This is a genomic window from Chitinophaga sp. 180180018-3 (assembly GCF_037893185.1).
GTDB lineage: Bacteria > Bacteroidota > Bacteroidia > Chitinophagales > Chitinophagaceae > Chitinophaga.
The window spans coordinates 3131746-3149126 of record NZ_CP140772.1 but is presented as its reverse complement, the minus strand read 5'-3'; the positions used below and the strand labels follow the sequence as shown (position 1 = coordinate 3149126).

The window sequence follows — 17381 nt, the reverse complement described above, 5'->3', positions numbered from 1 at the left end:
AAACGGCTCTTAATGATATAGTATCTTCGGATGACTATAATCCGAAAGCTTTCTTCACTTTATCTACATAGTCGAGCTTCTCCCATGTAAAGAGCTCTACCTCTACAGCTTTCTCGTTCTTCTTTCCCTTGTTGAACACTTTGGTTACCACCTTAGGTTCACGACCCATATGGCCATATGCTGCTGTTTCGCTATAGATCGGGTTACGGAGCTTCAAACGCTGCTCGATAGCATAAGGGCGCAGGTCGAAGATCTCTTCAATTTTCTTTGCAATTTCACCATCGCTGAGCTTTACTTTGGCGCTGTTATAAGTATTTACATAAACACCGCAAGGCTTAGCTACACCAATCGCATAGGAAACCTGTACCAGCACCTCATCACAAACACCTGCTGCTACCAGGTTCTTTGCAATATGACGGGTAGCATAGGCTGCAGAACGGTCTACCTTGGAAGGATCTTTACCGGAAAACGCACCACCACCGTGTGCACCTTTACCACCATAGGTATCTACGATGATCTTACGGCCGGTTAAACCAGTGTCGCCATGAGGGCCCCCAATTACGAATTTACCGGTAGGGTTAATATGGTGATTGATATCGTAACCATCGAACAACTGTTGCAGTTCGGGTTTCAGCTGTGCCTTCACACGTGGGATCAGGATGTTGATCATATCTTCCTTGATCTTTGTCAGCATCTTCTCATCTGCATCGAAATCGTCGTGCTGTGTGGAAATCACAATGGTATCGATTCTCACGGGTTTGTTATCATCAGAATATTCGATAGTTACCTGTGACTTTGCATCCGGACGCAGGTACTTAATATCCTTGTTCTCACGACGCAGTGCAGCCAGTTCCAGTAACAGTTTATGCGCCAGGTCGAGTGCCAGCGGCATATAGTTCTCTGTTTCGCGGGTAGCATAACCAAACATCATACCCTGGTCACCTGCTCCCTGCTCTTCGGGAGATTTACGGTCTACACCCTGGTTAATATCCGGAGACTGTTCATGAATAGCAGAAAGAATACCGCAGGAATTTGCTTCGAACATGTATTCACTCTTTGTATATCCGATCTTACGGATTACCTCTCTGGCAATGTCCTGCACATCAAGATAAGCCTCTGACTTTACCTCACCTGCTAAAACAACCTGACCGGTAGTTACCAGGGTTTCGCAAGCTACTTTAGATTTAGCATCATATGCCAGGAAATTATCAATCAGGGCGTCAGAGATCTGATCGGCTACTTTGTCTGGATGTCCTTCTGAAACAGATTCAGATGTAAATAAATAAGGCATAAAAACCGGGGATTAGTAATGTTAAGGTTTTGTATAAATAATTCTTAGTTTGATATTATACTGCGACAGATTACTACCGCCTACTTTCACACGATTCATATCCATGTAGAGCGGAGAATAAGCTTCAAGTTTAAAACCGTGGTTCTCGTCCACTTTCTTGATCAGCCGTTGAACGGTGTTGGCAAGGTTAAAGGTATACTGAACAACCTGGATCCCTCCGAAATTAGTGATCACTTTCTTAGTGCCTCCGAAGAAACTGGCGCCACCTGCAGTGTAGTAGTCGGCCGGTATTCTGGTGGAATCGGTGGTACCATTGATGTATTGTTGTAAAGATAAGCTTCCTGGCGGAGCAAAGATATTATTCATATCGTTCATTCCGGAAGTAATTTGTGTGATCACCAGTTCTGCCTTGTTAATCATCACATTAGGAAAATTTTCCAATCCCGGAATCATGAGTTTGGTATACAATCCCGGAGCCGCATTGAGGAACAGGATACTGTCGCCTTTGGGGTTGCCGGAATTAACAAAGGGGGCTGCCTGTGAACCGTTATAGTTACGTACAAAGTAGTTCGCATGGGCACTGTTATACTGATCAAATGTCATCGTAGCCCTCAGCGAATCCTTTGTAGAATTCTTATAGAAAACAGTCAGTTTGGTATTGCCGCTGTTGAGGTTCAGGTATATCATGTTGCGATTGGTACCCAGCGTGGTATCCGGCACAATGGCAAACCCTTTCAGATAAACCCTGAATGCAGAGTCGTTGGTAAAAGCCCCATCGGATTTCTGGTTCAGCAGATCGTTACCAAAGGCGTTGCTCAGTTTGATACGCAGCTGAGCGGTTTCTTTGGTGCCGTAAACACTGACAGAGTCGCGGAGCGACAGTGGGGTTACCGTGGCAGTACCCAACAGTTCTCCCGGGTTGTATTGCAACGCCCTGTTATAGGCGTAGTTGGAATCGATCTTGAAATTAGGTTCCGACATGCGGTAAACACGGAAAGTCTGTGGTGCCGATGAATCTCCGGTATAACCGGTGTAGGCGAGCGATAATACCACTGAGTCGAGTGTCTGGCCGGTGCCATCAAAAGTAAAGGCACTTTTTGGCAGTGCTACCTGTGTGTACACGAAAGCATGGGTCCTACCAAAAACCGGATCAGTAGTAACAGACCCCAATATTTTGGCGTAAGTGCTTCTTCCGTTTCTGACAGTAGAATCATAGCGGAGAATATTGTTGGCAATGATACCTGTGAGGGTCGTGTCCTTTGCATTGACAAGGTCGCCCGACGGGATTAGTCCGCCCCCCAGGATAGTTGATTTATTACAGCTGGCCGCTCCATACAGTAGAGTAATATAGGTAGCAAAGATGCTAAGTTTCCTGAAATTGATCTTCACGCGTTATGTTGTTAGTGAGTGATGCTTTAACTGCCCGAACTTATTAAAAACAGACTATTTACCCAACAACTGATTATACAGTTGCAGGTAATCCCCCAGATCTTCGTTATCTTTTTTGAATGGCAAAATAATCTTGCCCTTTTCCGCCTTTACTTCATCCACCACTTTCTTCTCCAGTTTTTCCCCTGCCAGCACCACAGCATCTGCATACCTGGCAGCCCCTCTGTTCAAAGCAGTATTGGAACCTTCCTTGAACAGCTCCATATCCTTTTCCTTGATCTGGTTACTGATGGTGGCTTTCTTAACAAAGCTGGTGCCTAATTTTTCCTTGAAAGTATTGGGAGTCAGCGAATAAATGATCTTTGAGTTCGCAAAAACCGGCTCCTTCTTATAGGCGGTTTTCAGATACATCGGGATCAAAGAGGTCATCCAGCCGCTACAATGAACGATGTCCGGAGGCCATCCGAACTTTTTCACAGTTTCCAGCGCACCTTTACAGAAGAACACCGCTCTCGCTGCATTGTCGTCAAAAAACTCTTCGTTCTCGTCTGCAAATACAGTTTTACGCTTAAAATAATCTTCATTATCCAGGAAGTACACCTGTAAACGGGCGTTCGGAAGTGAGGCCACCTTGATAATCAATGGGTAATCATCCCCGTCGATCACAATGTTAATACCTGACAATCTAACGACCTCGTGCAAACGATGTCTCCTCTCATTAATAATTCCAAATCTTGGCATGATCACTCTCACTTCCAGGCCAGCCTCATTGGATTTAATTGCCATTTTATTGACCATGGCCGCGTATTCACTCAATTCCAGGTACGGCGACATCTCTTGGGCAATAAAAAGAATTCTTTTCTTTGTGGACATTTAACGCTGATTATTAATGCAGTAATTTTTAATTTGGCTTGCAAAATTACGGATTTTTTACGGAATATTGGCCAATCTGTCAGTTTTAACATCCTTTTAAGCAATGATTTATGTATCTATTTAAGCGCAGCACGGACCTGAAGAAGCATCTGGACCTGGTAAGAAAAAGCCACAAAAGCATTGGTTTTGTGCCCACTATGGGAGCCCTCCACAACGGGCATCTGTCACTTATTCAGGCAGCCAAAGAAAAAAATGACGTAGTCGTGTGCAGCATTTTTGTCAATCCAACCCAGTTTAATGATCCTAAGGATTTTGAAAAATATCCCATTACTGCAGAAGAGGATATAAAGAAATTAAATGATATATCAACAGATATACTTTTTTTACCATCCGTAGAAGAGATGTATCCCGAAGGACTGAAAAGTGATCTGCATTACGATTTCGGCAACCTGGAAACAGTGCTCGAAGGCAAATTCCGTCCAGGACATTTCCAGGGGGTTGGCCGCATCGTTCACAAGTTACTGGATATTGTGCAACCTGACCAGCTTTTTATGGGCCAAAAGGATCTTCAGCAGTGCCTCATTGTCAGGAAACTGCTGTCCCTGATCCATTCTCCCATCAAACTGGTGGTTTGTCCCACGGAAAGAGAAAAAGACGGACTGGCCATGAGCAGCCGGAACGCACGCCTCTCTCCCGCCGCCCGGAAAAAAGCCACCGGCATTTACCAGGCGCTGCTGTATATCAGAGATAACTTCGGGAAGGGACTGCTTTTCCTGGAAAGCGCCCATGAGGCATTCGAAATGTTAAAAAAACAAGGCTTCGATCCGGAATACGTGGAAATACTGCAGGCGGAGAACGGTGATTTGCACTCCCTCGATCAGCCTCCAGGTGATGCTACCGTAGTGGCAGCCGTGGCAGCCTGGCTCGATGGCGTACGTCTGATCGACAATCTGGTATTACAGGGCAGCCTCTGACGGTAGCCCCCGGGACATGCGGCAAACACTGCACTATCGCCGCATGTCCTGCTCTTTCTTCCATATTTTTTTCCTAGCTTTGCAGACGCTTCTAAGAGCGTTAAGCCAGTATTATTATGCAAATTGAAATTTTAAAGTGTAAGATTCACCGCGCGGTAGTTACGGAAGCCAACCTGCAATACGTTGGAAGTATTACGATTGACGAAGACCTGATGGATGCCGCTGGTTTAATTGAGTACGAAAAAGTCCAGGTACTGAACGTAAATAACGGAGAACGGCTGGAAACTTATGTGATCAAAGGAAAACGTGGTTCCGGCGTAATCTGTATGAATGGTCCGGCTGCCCGCCTTGTTGCCCCGGGCGACATAGTGATCATTATTTCCTATGCCACTATGGAACTTGAGGAAGCCAAGAAATATACACCTATCGCCATTTTCCCTAAAGAAGGGAACAAGCTGTAATCCTGTTTACTGTTTTACCTAACACCCTAAAACCACTTTGGAAGATGCCCAAAACGCTTAAGAACGTCTTGAAGTTTATTTGCTTTTTTGGCATTGGGTTGTTGTTGATCTGGTTATTTACGAAAGATATTACCGCTGCCCAATGGCAGCAGATCAACGCTGCTTTTCGCAGGGGTAACTACTGGTTGCTGATACCCACTATGAGTATCGGAGTAGCCAGCCACTGGTTCAGGGCTGTACGATGGAAGCTCCTGATGAAACCAATGGGTTACCAACCATCCACGCTGAATACCTTTTTTGCCGTAATGGTGGGCTATCTGGCCAACCTGGCAGTGCCTCGCCTGGGAGAAGTGACCCGCTGCGGTATATTGGCACAATACGAAAAAGTACCTGCCGACAAACTTGTAGGTACCATGATCGCCGAAAGAGCAGTAGATCTGATCTGCCTCATCCTTCTTATGGTAATCACTGTGGTGATCCAGCTCGACGTGCTGGGCGCCTATGTACACGATTCCATCCTCCTGCCGCTATCGGCCAAAATTGCCCATGCCAACGGTATGCAATTGCTTATAGGCATCGGAGGGCTGGCCGTTGTACTGCTGGTACTGCTTTGGCTATTGAAAAAATTTGCTGCTTCTAAAGTGGCAATTACCATTAAAAGTCTTGCCCGCGGTATCATGGAAGGCATTCTTTCCATCGGTAAAATGGAAAGGAAAGGATGGTTCCTGCTGCATACAGTTCTCATCTGGTGCTGCTATCTCTCACAGGTCTATATCGGCTTCTTCTGCCTGAACGAAACCAATCACCTCGGTGTCAGCGCGGCCCTTGCCGTGTTGATGATCGGTAGTGTAGGCATGATCGTTACCCCCGGCGGTATCGGCGCCTATCAGCCACTGGTGCAGAAAACCCTTGAACTATATGGCATCCCCTATACCATCGGTTTTGCCTTTGGCTGGATCATCTGGGTTGCTCAAACCGCATTGGTGATATTGCTGGGTTTTGTAAGCCTGGTAGCATTGCCGGTGTTCAATAAGAAGAGAATTGCGGAAGAAGGTATTAAGAATTAAGTATTAAGAATTACAAAATAAGCAGAAGACCTTAGCGATTGATAATATTGCCAATCACTAAGGTCTTCTGCTTATTTCGTAATTCTTAATGCTCAATTATGTAATTCTTTCTTTAACTTTAATTTAATACTTCAAATGCACCGAATAGTGTATCATCGTATTACAAATTATGTGGATTTTTTGAATGTAAATCACTTTGTATGCGTTTGCCGAATGGTGAGAAACTAGATATAACAACAATGCCCGAAGTTACAGTACCAAAAAAGACAACCCGGAAAAAGGCCCCATTAGAAAAGAAAAAAATGATTGCCAGGGACATCAGCTGGCTTTCCTTTAACGCAAGGGTGCTACAGGAAGCAGCCGATGTTACAGTACCTCTTATTGAAAGGATCCGGTTCCTGGGTATCTTCTCCAATAACCTCGACGAATTTTTCAGGGTAAGAGTAGCTACCCTCAAGCGAATGATGTCGTTTGGCAAATCCGCTAAAATGCACCTCGAAGAAAATCCGGATAAGATACTGGATGAAATACAGGCGCGCGTGATTGAACAACAACGGGAATTTGACCAGGTCTGGAAAGATATTGAAAAAGAGATGGAAGCACAGCACATCTTCCTGCGTACCGAAAAACAACTGAACCGGGAGCAGCAGAAATTTGTGCAGAACTACTTCAATGAACAGGTACGGACCAATATCATCCCCCTGATGATTGAAAGTATCCAGCAGTTTCCTATTCTCCGCGATAAATCCATCTACCTGGCTATTGTACTGGCCAGGCAGGATAATTCCGTAAGACAGAAATTTGCGTTGATTGAGATCCCGGCCAACGTGCTGCCCCGCTTTATCATTCTCCCGTCGAAACCCGGGGAACACGATTTGATTTTGCTCGAAGACCTTATCCGCTTCTGTCTTCCTAATATCTTCTACTATTTCGGGTACGATAAATTTTCAGCGCATATCATCAAAGTAACGCGAGATGCGGAACTGGATATCGATAATGATATCTCCGACAGCCTCATTCATCAGATCGAAAAAGGGCTGAAAGACCGGCGCAAGGGCAAACCAGTGCGCTTCGTATATGATAAGGAAATTGATCCGCTGCTGCTGGAATACCTGATGCGCCGCCAGGGCTTATCAGGGAAAGACAACCTGATTCCCGGGGCACGTATCCATAACTTCAAGGATTTTATGGACTTCCCCGAGTCTATCTTTCCACCACATACCCATCGGAAAACATTTATACATCCGCTGTTCATGAACGCTCCCAGCGTGATGCACGTGATACAGCGCCAGGATGTAATGCTGCACTTCCCCTACCATTCGTTCGATACCATTATTGATCTGCTCCGGGAAGCTGCCATCGATCCTAATGTCTCTTCAATAAAAATAACAGCGTATAGGCTTGCCCGTAATTCCAAAATAATCAACGCGCTGATCAACGCTGTGCGCAATGGTAAACAGGTAACAGTAGTGCTGGAGCTGAGAGCCAGGTTTGATGAAGCGGCGAATCTCGACTGGAAATCGCGGCTGGAAGAAGAAGGTGTTAAAGTACTACTGGGTATCCCGAATATGAAAATACACGCCAAACTGTGCGTGATCAAAAAACGGATAGGCACCAAAACCATACAGTGCGGCTTTATCAGCACTGGTAACCTCAATGAGCGCACTGCCAGGGTATATGGAGATCATTGCCTGCTAACTGCCAACAGGGCTATTATTGCAGACATCAATCGCATATTTGCCTACCTGGAAAGTCCACGCCAGGATATCAAGATACTCCAGGGTTGTAAAACAATGCCTGTGAGCCCGTTGAACATGCGGGATACCTTTATGCGACTGATTGACCGGGAAATAAAGAATGCCAGGCATAAAAAGAAAGCAGCCATCACCATCAAAATGAACTCGCTGTCGGATGCCGCACTGATCGGTAAGCTCTATGAAGCCGCCAAAGCGGGTGTTGATATTAAGATGGTTATCAGAGGTATCTGTTGCGCCTATACGGAAAACAAAAAATGGAAGAAGAACATCACAGCGGTTAGCATCGTAGACGAATACCTGGAACATGCCCGTGTATTCATTTTCCATCATGGAGGGCAGGAAAAAGTTTTCATTGCTTCGTGCGACTGGATGATACGCAACCTCGATCACCGCGTGGAAGCTGCAGTACTTATAACGGATCCGGCTATACGTCAGGAGCTGAAAGATATCATGGATATTCAGCTGAGCGGTAATGTAAAAGCGCGTGTTCTCGATAACGAGCAGAAGAACGAATACCGCCGCGACGGCGATAAAAAAATACGGACACAGGTGGAGATATACCGGTACCTGCACGAAAAACAGTACCAGTAAAAGCAAAAAGTTTTACTTTTGCGCTTTGATCTAACGACTTACAGATGAAATTAGCTGCGATCGACATAGGTTCAAATGCTGCCAGATTACTTATTTCAGAGGCATCTCCGAACAGTGCAGGCGTAATGGACTTTACCAAAATCAACCTGGTAAGAGTGCCATTGCGCCTCGGTTTCGATGTATTCAACCATAATTTCATTTCCGAAAAAAGGGCTAACCATCTCATTCAAACCATCAAGGCCTATAAACTGCTGCTGGATGTATACGAGGTAAAGTACCTGAAAGCCTGCGCCACCTCTGCCATGCGCGACGCCGCCAACAGCGTGGAGATATTGCAGGAAGTACGGAGCCAGACGGGTATCGATATCCGGATCATCACAGGCCAGGAAGAGGCTTCCTTCATCTACGAAAATCATGTGGCAGAACACATGGATAAGACCAAATCCTACCTCTACATTGATGTAGGCGGCGGTAGCACGGAATTAACCCTTTTCAGTAATGGCCTTCAGATCTTCAAAGAATCGTTTAACATCGGAACCATCCGTTTGCTGCAGCAACAGGTAACAGATGCGCACTGGCAGCAAATGAAAGATTTCCTGAAGCAGCAATTGCGGGGTATCAGCTTTGTGACTGCTATCGGCTCCGGTGGTAATATCAACAAAATATTTTCCCTTTCCAAACGTAAGGAAGGTAAACCTCTATCGCTTGAAACGCTGAAAGACTACTACAAAGAATTCAGCAACTTTACAGTAGAAGAGCGTATCCATTTGTATAATCTCCGGGAAGACCGGGCCGACGTGATCGTACCTGCCTTGCAGATATATGTGAACGTTATGCGGTGGTCGGACATTACGGAGATATATGTTCCCAAGATTGGTTTGGCCGACGGCCTTATCCACGCACTCTACGAGGAAATTGCCAACACCCGGCAATAGTTTGATGTACCAGCGGTTTACGCTCATCAAAAAACATTTCCTTTTATCTGTTAATATCCCCAAATTTGCATCTATTCTTAATAGCTAAAAGCTACGCACATGTCCGTGAATAAAGAAATCAAGCGCATCACCACGCATATTCTGCAGAAGATGAAAACTGACGGTGAAAAGATATCTATGCTTACCGCGTATGATTATTCTATGGCCCGTATCTTCGACGACGCAGGGATCGATATCCTGCTCGTAGGTGACTCCGCTTCCAATGTAATGGCAGGCCATGAAACTACGCTGCCTATTACTTTAGATCAGATGATCTATCATGCCGCATCTGTGGTAAGAGCCATCAAGCGCTGCTTCGTGGCGGTAGATCTGCCTTTCGGTTCCTACCAGGGTAACTCCAAGGAAGCGCTGGCTTCTGCCATCCGTATCATGAAAGAAACCGGTGCACATGGTATCAAAATAGAAGGCGGAGAAGAAATTATAGAATCAGTAAAAAGAATTATTTCTGCAGGCGTACCGGTAATGGGCCACCTGGGCCTCACGCCACAGTCGATCTACAAATTCGGCACCTACGCCGTTCGTGCCACAGAAGAAGGGGAAGCCCGTAAACTTATCGCCGACGCCAAACTTCTCCAGGATGCCGGCTGCTTCGCTATTGTACTCGAAAAGATCCCGGCTACCCTCGCCAAAACCGTTGCCGAATCCGTTGAGATTCCCATCATCGGTATCGGTGCAGGCAAATACGTTGACGGCCAGGTACTCGTTATGCACGATATGCTCGGTATCAATAAAGAATTCAAACCACGTTTCCTTCGCCGTTACCTCGATCTTTACAGCCAGATCTATGGCGCTACACAGGCCTATATCAAGGATGTGAAGGCAAAGGATTTTCCGAATGAGAATGAACAATATTGATGAAAGAATGAAGAATTGAGAATGAAGAATGAAGAAGATATAACGGAGATAGTAAACGCGGATATGACATCCGATGATATCTCCGCCGCATTTTCTTCATTCTTCATTCCCGATTTTTAATTATTTCTTTCTATATTGCAGTAATGAATTTTTTACTGAACATACAACTCTCCCTTCTCTCCTATCTCCGGAGCACCTGCTCCCACGTGCCATAAGTTGCACAAGGGTTGATTCCTGTTTTTATTTATTGATTTTCCGCCCGGTTGGGCTTTTATGCTGTATACCGGCTGTTTAAGGCATTGGCTTATGCTGATGCTGGTAACATCCGGGATAATGCTTTCCGTATAAGGCTAATGTGTTTGCAACATGGCGGCAGCTGGTATTTCCGGCTGCCTGCTACATTGTTCGGACTCATGACATTTATATAACGGAAGCGTATACACGTAATTTGCTTAATATGGGCGATGGTATCCGTATTTACATGAGATCGTATCCTCATTCATCACTATAATTCCAAACAGATTATGAAACGTGTAATGATCATCGGCGCCGGCAAGATCGGCGAAACAGCCGCTTTCCTGCTGCAGCAATCGGGCGACTATGAAGTAACGCTGGCCGACAGCAACGAAGCTTTATTACAGAAAAGCATTGATGTACGTAAAACCCGGCTCGACGTTAACGATGCCACTGCCATGCAACAGGCCCTGAAAGAACAGGACATGGTGCTCAGTGCTTGTCCCTTTTACCTGAACGTAAAAATTGCAGCTGCTGCTGCCGCTGCCAATACCCATTATTTTGATCTTACGGAAGATGTAGCTACGACCAATGCCATTCGGGAAATTGCCCGGCATGCAGGTGTCAGCTTTATGCCACAATGCGGACTGGCACCGGGTTTCATCAGCATCGCTGCCCACGACATTGCACGGCAATTTGATACACTGGATACGGTACGCCTGCGGGTAGGCGCACTACCTCAATTTCCAACCAACAGCCTGATGTATAATCTGACCTGGAGCACCGACGGCCTGATCAATGAATACTGCAATCCCTGCGATGCCATCCATGAAGGCGAACGTAAAGAAGTAATGCCATTGGAAGGCTACGAACGCTTTGCGCTCGACGGCATCGAATACGAAGCCTTTAATACCTCAGGCGGACTCGGTGCACTGGCTGAAATCCTCGATAAAAAAGTATATAACCTCGACTATAAAACGGTACGTTACCCTGGCCATTGCAATCTGATGAAGATCCTGCTGAATGAGCTGAAACTCAATAAGAAGCGGGATATGTTGAAGGAAATAATGGAAGATAGTATACCTTTCACCCCGCAGGACGTAGTATTGGTATTTGTATCGGTGTCAGGAAAGGTGAACGGCCGCTCCGTGCAACGCTCCTACTCCCGCAAGATCTATAACCAAACCGTTAGTGGCCGCGACTTTACTGCTATTCAGCTGACCACCGCCGGCGCAGCCTGTGCGGTAATGGACCTGCATGCTAAAGGAAAGCTGCCCGCTAATGGCTTCATTCGCCAGGAAGACGTAGCTTTCGGTGAGCTGATCAACAACCGCTTTGCGGAGTACTATAACTAAGCAGCTAACAGCTCCAAACAAACAGCTTATGCTAAAAGAAATACTGGCTGGCCTCATGCGCCGCTATCAGCAAAGAGTACCGGATGTAGCTGCCGTCATCAACGCTATGACGGCGGAGGGTATTGTTAAAAAAGCCGGGGATATCGAAAATGATCATATCGCATTCAGAACGATGGGAGTACCACAGTTAGGCGTACAGTCGCTCGAGAAAATATTTCTGCATTACGGCTATACGAAAATGGACCACTACCATTTCCCGGCGAAACAACTGGACGCCTGGTGGTATGCTCCTCCTGCGCCGGAGTATCCGCGTATTTTCATCAGCGAACTGCGGGTGAATGATCTGAGTCCGGCTGCACAGGCGGTGATACACAGCTATACGGCTGAAGTAAAAACCGATCCGGTAAATGCACTGAACCTGGGCGATGGTGAAGCTGTGGATGCCTTCCTTCACAGCGCACTCTGGAGAACCCCTACTCTGGCGGATTACCAGCTACTGGCTGCGGAAAGCGAATATGCCGCATGGGTGATCTATAACCGCTATTATCTGAATCATTTTACCGTAAGTGTACATAACCTGCCTTCGGGATACAATACTGTCGCTGATTTTAACACGTTCCTGGAAGGGCATGGTTTCCGGTTGAATGACGCAGGTGGTAAGATCAAAACCAGTCCGGATGGCCTGCTGCTGCAAAGTGCTACCGTGGCCGGCATGATCACGGCCACATTTGCCGGCGGTGAAACCTTTCCTATTGCAGGCTCTTACGTAGAGTTCGCAGAGCGCAGGGTATTGCCTCAGTTTGCGGGTCTGCCAGCTGCCGCAATAGGCCGGCAGCAGCGCAGGGAAGGGTTTGAAGCCGGAAATGCTGATAAGATCTTTGAAAGTACCTACTCGACCCAAACAAAAAAAAGTTCCTAATTTCGTTCAATAACACACCAATTAATGGCTGAAGATATCCTACAAGCATTTGGCATCACCGCCACACAAAGCGGTGTCAGTACCGGCTCCAAATGGTTGCCGGCACACGGAGCGGAGATTGTTTCCGTTTCACCGGTCGACAATAAAAAGATCGCCGGCGTGAAAAGCGCTACCCGGGAGGATTACGACCAGGTGGTAGCGGTGGCGCAGGAAGCATTCAGGGTATGGCGTACCTGGCCTGCCCCTAAGAGAGGTGAAATAGTAAGACAAATAGGCGTGGCCCTGCGCGAACATAAGGAACACCTGGGGAAACTGGTGTCTTATGAAATGGGTAAAAGTCTGCAGGAAGGCCTGGGAGAAGTACAGGAGATGATCGACATCTGCGACTTCGCGGTGGGCTTGTCGAGACAGCTGCATGGCCTTACCATGCACTCCGAACGTCCGGGGCATCGTATGTACGAGCAATGGCATCCGTTGGGCGTAACCGGCATCATTTCCGCTTTCAACTTCCCCGTGGCAGTATGGAGCTGGAATTCTATGCTGGCCTGGGTTTGCGGAAACGTATGTATCTGGAAGCCATCCGAAAAAACGCCGGTTACCGCATTAGCCTGTCAACGTATAGTCGCCACCGTATTTTCCGCCAATCATGTTCCGGAAGGTGTTTGCTGCCTGGTAACAGGCGCCAGGGAAACGGGGGAATGGTTATCGCACGACAAGCGTATTCCGCTGGTATCTGCTACTGGTTCTACCCGTATGGGCAAAGCGGTGGGCGCGGCTGTGGGCGAGCGCCTTGGCAGGTCGCTGCTGGAGCTGGGAGGCAACAATGCTATCATTATCTCTCAGGATGCAGACCTGGAAATGTCGCTCATTGGCGCCGTATTTGGTGCGGTGGGTACAGCCGGACAGCGTTGTACATCTACCCGCAGGCTAATCATACATGAGAGCGTATACGATACCTTCACCGGAAGCCTGGCAAAGGCTTATTCCCAGTTGCGCATAGGCAATCCGCTGGATCAGCATAACCATGTGGGGCCGCTTATAGACAAAGCAGCTGTAGATGCTTATCTCAGCGCTATTGAGCAGGTAAAACAGCTGGGCGGCTCCTTCCTGGTGGAAGGCGGCGTACTGACCGGCGCCGGCTTCGAATCCGGCTGCTATGTAAAACCCTGTATCGCAGCAGTAGAAAACACGTATGCGATAGTGCAGCATGAAACATTTGCGCCTATCCTGTATGTGATGAAGTATAAAACGATTGAAGAGGCTATTGCCATGCAAAACGACGTGCCCCAAGGGTTGTCGTCCGCCATCATGACCCTCAACCTGCGTGAAGCAGAGCAATTCCTCTCTGCCTCCGGTTCCGACTGCGGTATAGCTAACGTAAACATTGGCACCTCCGGCGCAGAAATTGGAGGCGCCTTTGGCGGCGAAAAAGAAACCGGTGGTGGCCGCGAAAGTGGCTCCGACGCCTGGAAATCATATATGCGCCGGCAAACCAACACCATTAACTATTCCCACGGATTGCCTTTGGCGCAGGGGATTAAGTTTGAATTTTAGAAGGAATCAGGAAATAACTTGAAGAGCTTAGCGAATAATGATTCATTATTTGCTAAGCTCTTCAAGTTATTTCCTGATTCGTAATTCTTTTTTTCTCAGCTCCGAGGCTTCTTTCGCCCCGGAGCTTTTAATTTTCATGACAGGAATTCGCCACCCGATCAGATTTTTAAAAGCGGTTGATAAAATCAAAAGCATCCCATGCTCCACTATCCAATCTTTGCAGCGTTTGGCTGCGCTCTACATACACCGATGCCGGTTACATGGTTTAAGATTTCAAAAATACTAGCGAGGTTAGAGAACCCCGCTTTTCGTTAAACGGAAACCATGCTTATGTGAAAAGTAGATGATGGCAGGAGCCATCAGGTACTCTTCTGAATATAAATATTAAACTTTTTTCTGAATATTCATATTCAACTTTTGTGCTAGCACCTGGCTGCCACCACTGTGTTTGACGACCAGAACCTGTCCACATCCTTTGTCATAAAGGGTTTTAAGGTCTTTCCCCTTCACTCCTGCCTCCCTTAGCATCGCTACAATATTTTCAGGATCACTGCAAATAACGATCGTCTTACCTGCATTTCTGGTTATCATGTCCTTCACCGACCGGCTGGTCAGGTCAGGATCCCCGGTAAAGCGAAAATAATCCAGCTTCTGTTGCCGGGCTTTGGCAAGCGGCGTTACAGTTTGTACGGCTCTGTTCATAAAGGTCGTGTAAATAGCAGCTATTTCTGTTCCATCGAGGGATGCTGCCAGCTGAGCAGCCTGTTCCTGGCCGTTGGTGCTGAGGTTGGGATCTGCTGAAGGGGAACCTTCTACTTCGGCAGCATTGACGAAAATAAGCGTAGTAGTTTCCGGATCGCTGGCATACGAATGCGACCCGATAGCCAACAGTGTGGCCATAAGAATGGTTTTCAACATGATGGGTAGATTTAAATGAAAAAACGATACTGTATCCCGATGCCCGATCTGGCAGATGAAAGTGAGGCTGAAAAAGAATAATGTAAAGCTAAGGTACCGGAACAGTCCCGCCAAAGGGATTATGACAGGTGGTTCACGCTTATTGCCACCGGTTCTTTTCTGGATAAAGATATATTTTCACACTTCTTTCAGACCCGCATTCATCCTCACCTTCCTTCGATTTCTCATCTTCCAATTAACCAATAATTAGCGCGCTTATCATTAATATTTAATGTTATACCGCTTTTTCTATACCTTTATCGTTATCAACAAGATATTTTTAGTTGTTTTTTTAGGGAAAATTAATGAACATGAAATTGTTTCGCCGAGAGGTCGCAGTCCTGGCAGGTTGTGTTGCATTCGTGACTGCATTTACAACGAGCACTAACGCACAAAGTAAACCCCAGGTGCCCAAAAACTGGCACTTGTTAAGCTATGATACCGACAGCGTTTTTGGTACATCCACCGAGAAAGCCTATAAAGAATTGTTAAAAGGTAAAAAGAGTACGCCCGTCATCGTAGCGGTGATTGATTCAGGGATAGATACGCTGCATGAAGACCTCAAAAGCGTATTGTGGACCAATCCCAGGGAAATACCCGGAAATGGTAAAGATGACGATCATAATGGTTATGTGGACGATATCCACGGCTGGAATTTTCTCGGAGGAAAAGACGGCAGCAGCCTGAAAGAAGACTCTGAAGAAGCCGCCCGCGAATATTACCGGTACAAAACCAAATATGGCAATCCAGACTCAGCACTGGCTAAAGATTCGAAAGAATACGCAACCTGGCAACAGTTGCAGGCGAAAATAGAAAAGCCCAATTCACAGTATAAAATGCAGTATAAGAGCATGGCCAAGCTGCAGGAGAACGTGAATAAATGCGAATCTATACTGAAAACCTATCTGGGAAAAGATGACTTCACCGTAGCACAGCTCGACAGTATCCAGACTACCAGTCAGGATGTATTGCTGGCGCGAAATTTCATGACCCGTCTGCTGAAAAGTGCCGGTGACGAGCCTGCCGCTTTCAGCGAATTCAAGATGGAGTTTGATGAATATATGAATGAGCTGAAACGTAAGGCTGAAAGTACCGACATGAAGCCTAACGCTAACAGGGAGCGAATTGTAGGCGACAACCTCGAGGATATCAAAGATACTAAGTACGGCAACAACGATGTGATGGGTAAATTCGGCTTCCATGGCACCCACGTATCCGGTATCATTGCTGCTGCCCGCAACAATGGTGTAGGCATCGATGGTATCGCAGACAATGTACGTATCATGGCTGTTAAAGCCGTTCCGGACGGCGATGAAAGGGATAAGGATGTGGCCCTCGCTATCCGCTATGCAGTTGATAACGGCGCCCAGATCATTAATATGAGCTTTGGCAAACCCTTCTCCCCTCACAAGGATTGGGTGGATGATGCCGTAAAATATGCTGAACAGAAAGGAGTATTGCTCGTACACGCAGCAGGTAACGATGGCGCTAACAACGACTCCGTGCCCAACTACCCCAATCCGAACTACCTGGATGGTGGCGTAGCTTCCAACTTCATCACTGTTGGAGCCAGCAGCACCGGTACGCTGAGCGATAAAGTTGCCAACTTTTCCAACTACGGCAAACATACCGTAGACCTTTTCGCCCCTGGTGTACAGATCTATTCCACCGTACCTGGTGGCAATAAATACGGCAATGCCAGCGGCACCAGTATGGCCAGCCCGGTAGTAGCCGGAGTAGCAGCGCTGGTGCTCTCCTATTACCCCGAGCTTAGCGCTACCCAGCTGAAATATGTACTGGAGAAAAGCGCTACCCCGTTGCCCGACGGTACCAAAATGGTCAATAAACCTGGCAGCACCGACGAAAAAGTAGACTTCGCTGATCTCTCCAAAACAGGCGGTATTGTAAATGCCTACGAAGCCCTGAAACTCGCTGCCACCATCAAAGGCGAAAATGTTAAAGGCAAGAAACAGCACAAGGCGAGAGTGAAAAACGTGAAGAAGAACTAAGAGAGAATTACGAATTAAGACTTACGAATTACGAAATAGCTCGAAGACCTTAGCGGATAATAAACATTATCAATCGCTAAGGTCTTCGAGCTATTTCGTA

Annotated in this window: 14 protein-coding genes; 10 read left to right on the top strand and 4 right to left on the bottom strand. The window is 46.8% G+C overall.

The genetic code is table 11. From position 1 onward, the window contains the following. Positions 1 to 34: 34 nt before the first annotated feature. The 3 genes from metK to UNH61_RS12350 are packed head-to-tail and all read right to left on the bottom strand — an operon-like array spanning position 35 to position 3553. A complete protein-coding gene (metK, locus tag UNH61_RS12360; RefSeq protein ID WP_326992301.1) occupies positions 35 to 1291 on the bottom strand; it encodes a methionine adenosyltransferase in 1257 nt (418 codons plus the stop codon). Positions 1292 to 1312: 21 nt separating this feature from the next. Further along, entirely contained in the window at positions 1313 to 2680 is a 1368-nt protein-coding gene (locus UNH61_RS12355; RefSeq protein ID WP_326992300.1) for a DUF4270 family protein, read from the bottom strand. A 54-nt stretch (positions 2681 to 2734) separates the two neighbouring features. After that, entirely contained in the window at positions 2735 to 3553 is an 819-nt protein-coding gene (locus UNH61_RS12350) for a glycogen/starch synthase (RefSeq protein ID WP_326992299.1), read from the bottom strand. Between the two features lie 110 nt (positions 3554 to 3663). Here UNH61_RS12350 and panC point away from each other — a divergent pair, with 110 nt between their 5' ends. From panC to UNH61_RS12305, 9 genes are all read left to right on the top strand, one after another. Continuing rightward, on the top strand, positions 3664 to 4527 hold the full coding sequence (gene panC / locus UNH61_RS12345) for a pantoate--beta-alanine ligase (protein ID WP_326992298.1): 864 nt from the start codon (positions 3664 to 3666) through the stop codon (positions 4525 to 4527). A gap of 116 nt (positions 4528 to 4643) precedes the next feature. Continuing rightward, positions 4644 to 4988: an aspartate 1-decarboxylase gene (panD, locus tag UNH61_RS12340; RefSeq protein ID WP_326992297.1), complete on the top strand. Its 345-nt coding sequence runs from the start codon at positions 4644 to 4646 to the stop codon at positions 4986 to 4988. Between the two features lie 44 nt (positions 4989 to 5032). After that, positions 5033 to 6055: a lysylphosphatidylglycerol synthase transmembrane domain-containing protein gene (locus UNH61_RS12335; protein ID WP_326992296.1), complete on the top strand. Its 1023-nt coding sequence runs from the start codon at positions 5033 to 5035 to the stop codon at positions 6053 to 6055. 302 nt (positions 6056 to 6357) lie between these two features. Next, on the top strand, positions 6358 to 8403 hold the full coding sequence (gene ppk1 / locus UNH61_RS12330) for a polyphosphate kinase 1 (RefSeq protein WP_326992295.1): 2046 nt from the start codon (positions 6358 to 6360) through the stop codon (positions 8401 to 8403). Positions 8404 to 8447: 44 nt separating this feature from the next. After that, positions 8448 to 9338, top strand: coding sequence for an exopolyphosphatase (locus tag UNH61_RS12325; protein WP_326992294.1), 891 nt, complete (start codon positions 8448 to 8450; stop codon positions 9336 to 9338). Between the two features lie 99 nt (positions 9339 to 9437). Further along, complete coding sequence (gene panB / locus UNH61_RS12320) at positions 9438 to 10253, top strand: 3-methyl-2-oxobutanoate hydroxymethyltransferase (RefSeq protein WP_326992293.1); 816 nt, start codon at positions 9438 to 9440, stop codon at positions 10251 to 10253. Between the two features lie 524 nt (positions 10254 to 10777). After that, positions 10778 to 11842 carry a saccharopine dehydrogenase C-terminal domain-containing protein gene (locus UNH61_RS12315; RefSeq protein WP_326992292.1) on the top strand — a complete coding sequence of 355 codons (1065 nt, stop codon included), beginning with the start codon at positions 10778 to 10780 and terminating at the stop codon, positions 11840 to 11842. A gap of 28 nt (positions 11843 to 11870) precedes the next feature. Continuing rightward, the gene (locus UNH61_RS12310) at positions 11871 to 12761 is read left to right on the top strand and encodes a DUF1338 domain-containing protein (RefSeq protein WP_326992291.1); all 891 of its coding nucleotides are present in this window, start codon (positions 11871 to 11873) and stop codon (positions 12759 to 12761) included. 24 nt (positions 12762 to 12785) lie between these two features. Continuing rightward, positions 12786 to 14315 carry an aldehyde dehydrogenase family protein gene (locus tag UNH61_RS12305; protein ID WP_326992290.1) on the top strand — a complete coding sequence of 510 codons (1530 nt, stop codon included), beginning with the start codon at positions 12786 to 12788 and terminating at the stop codon, positions 14313 to 14315. A 384-nt stretch (positions 14316 to 14699) separates the two neighbouring features. Here UNH61_RS12305 and UNH61_RS12300 read toward each other — a convergent pair whose 3' ends face one another. Beyond that, the gene (locus UNH61_RS12300; protein ID WP_326992289.1) at positions 14700 to 15233 is read right to left on the bottom strand and encodes a histidine phosphatase family protein; all 534 of its coding nucleotides are present in this window, start codon (positions 15231 to 15233) and stop codon (positions 14700 to 14702) included. A gap of 350 nt (positions 15234 to 15583) precedes the next feature. Between UNH61_RS12300 and UNH61_RS12295 the strand changes: the two genes are divergently transcribed. Then, positions 15584 to 17281 (top strand): S8 family peptidase, encoded by a 1698-nt coding sequence (locus UNH61_RS12295; protein ID WP_326992288.1) that lies wholly within the window; start codon positions 15584 to 15586, stop codon positions 17279 to 17281. Positions 17282 to 17381: the final 100 nt, after the last annotated feature.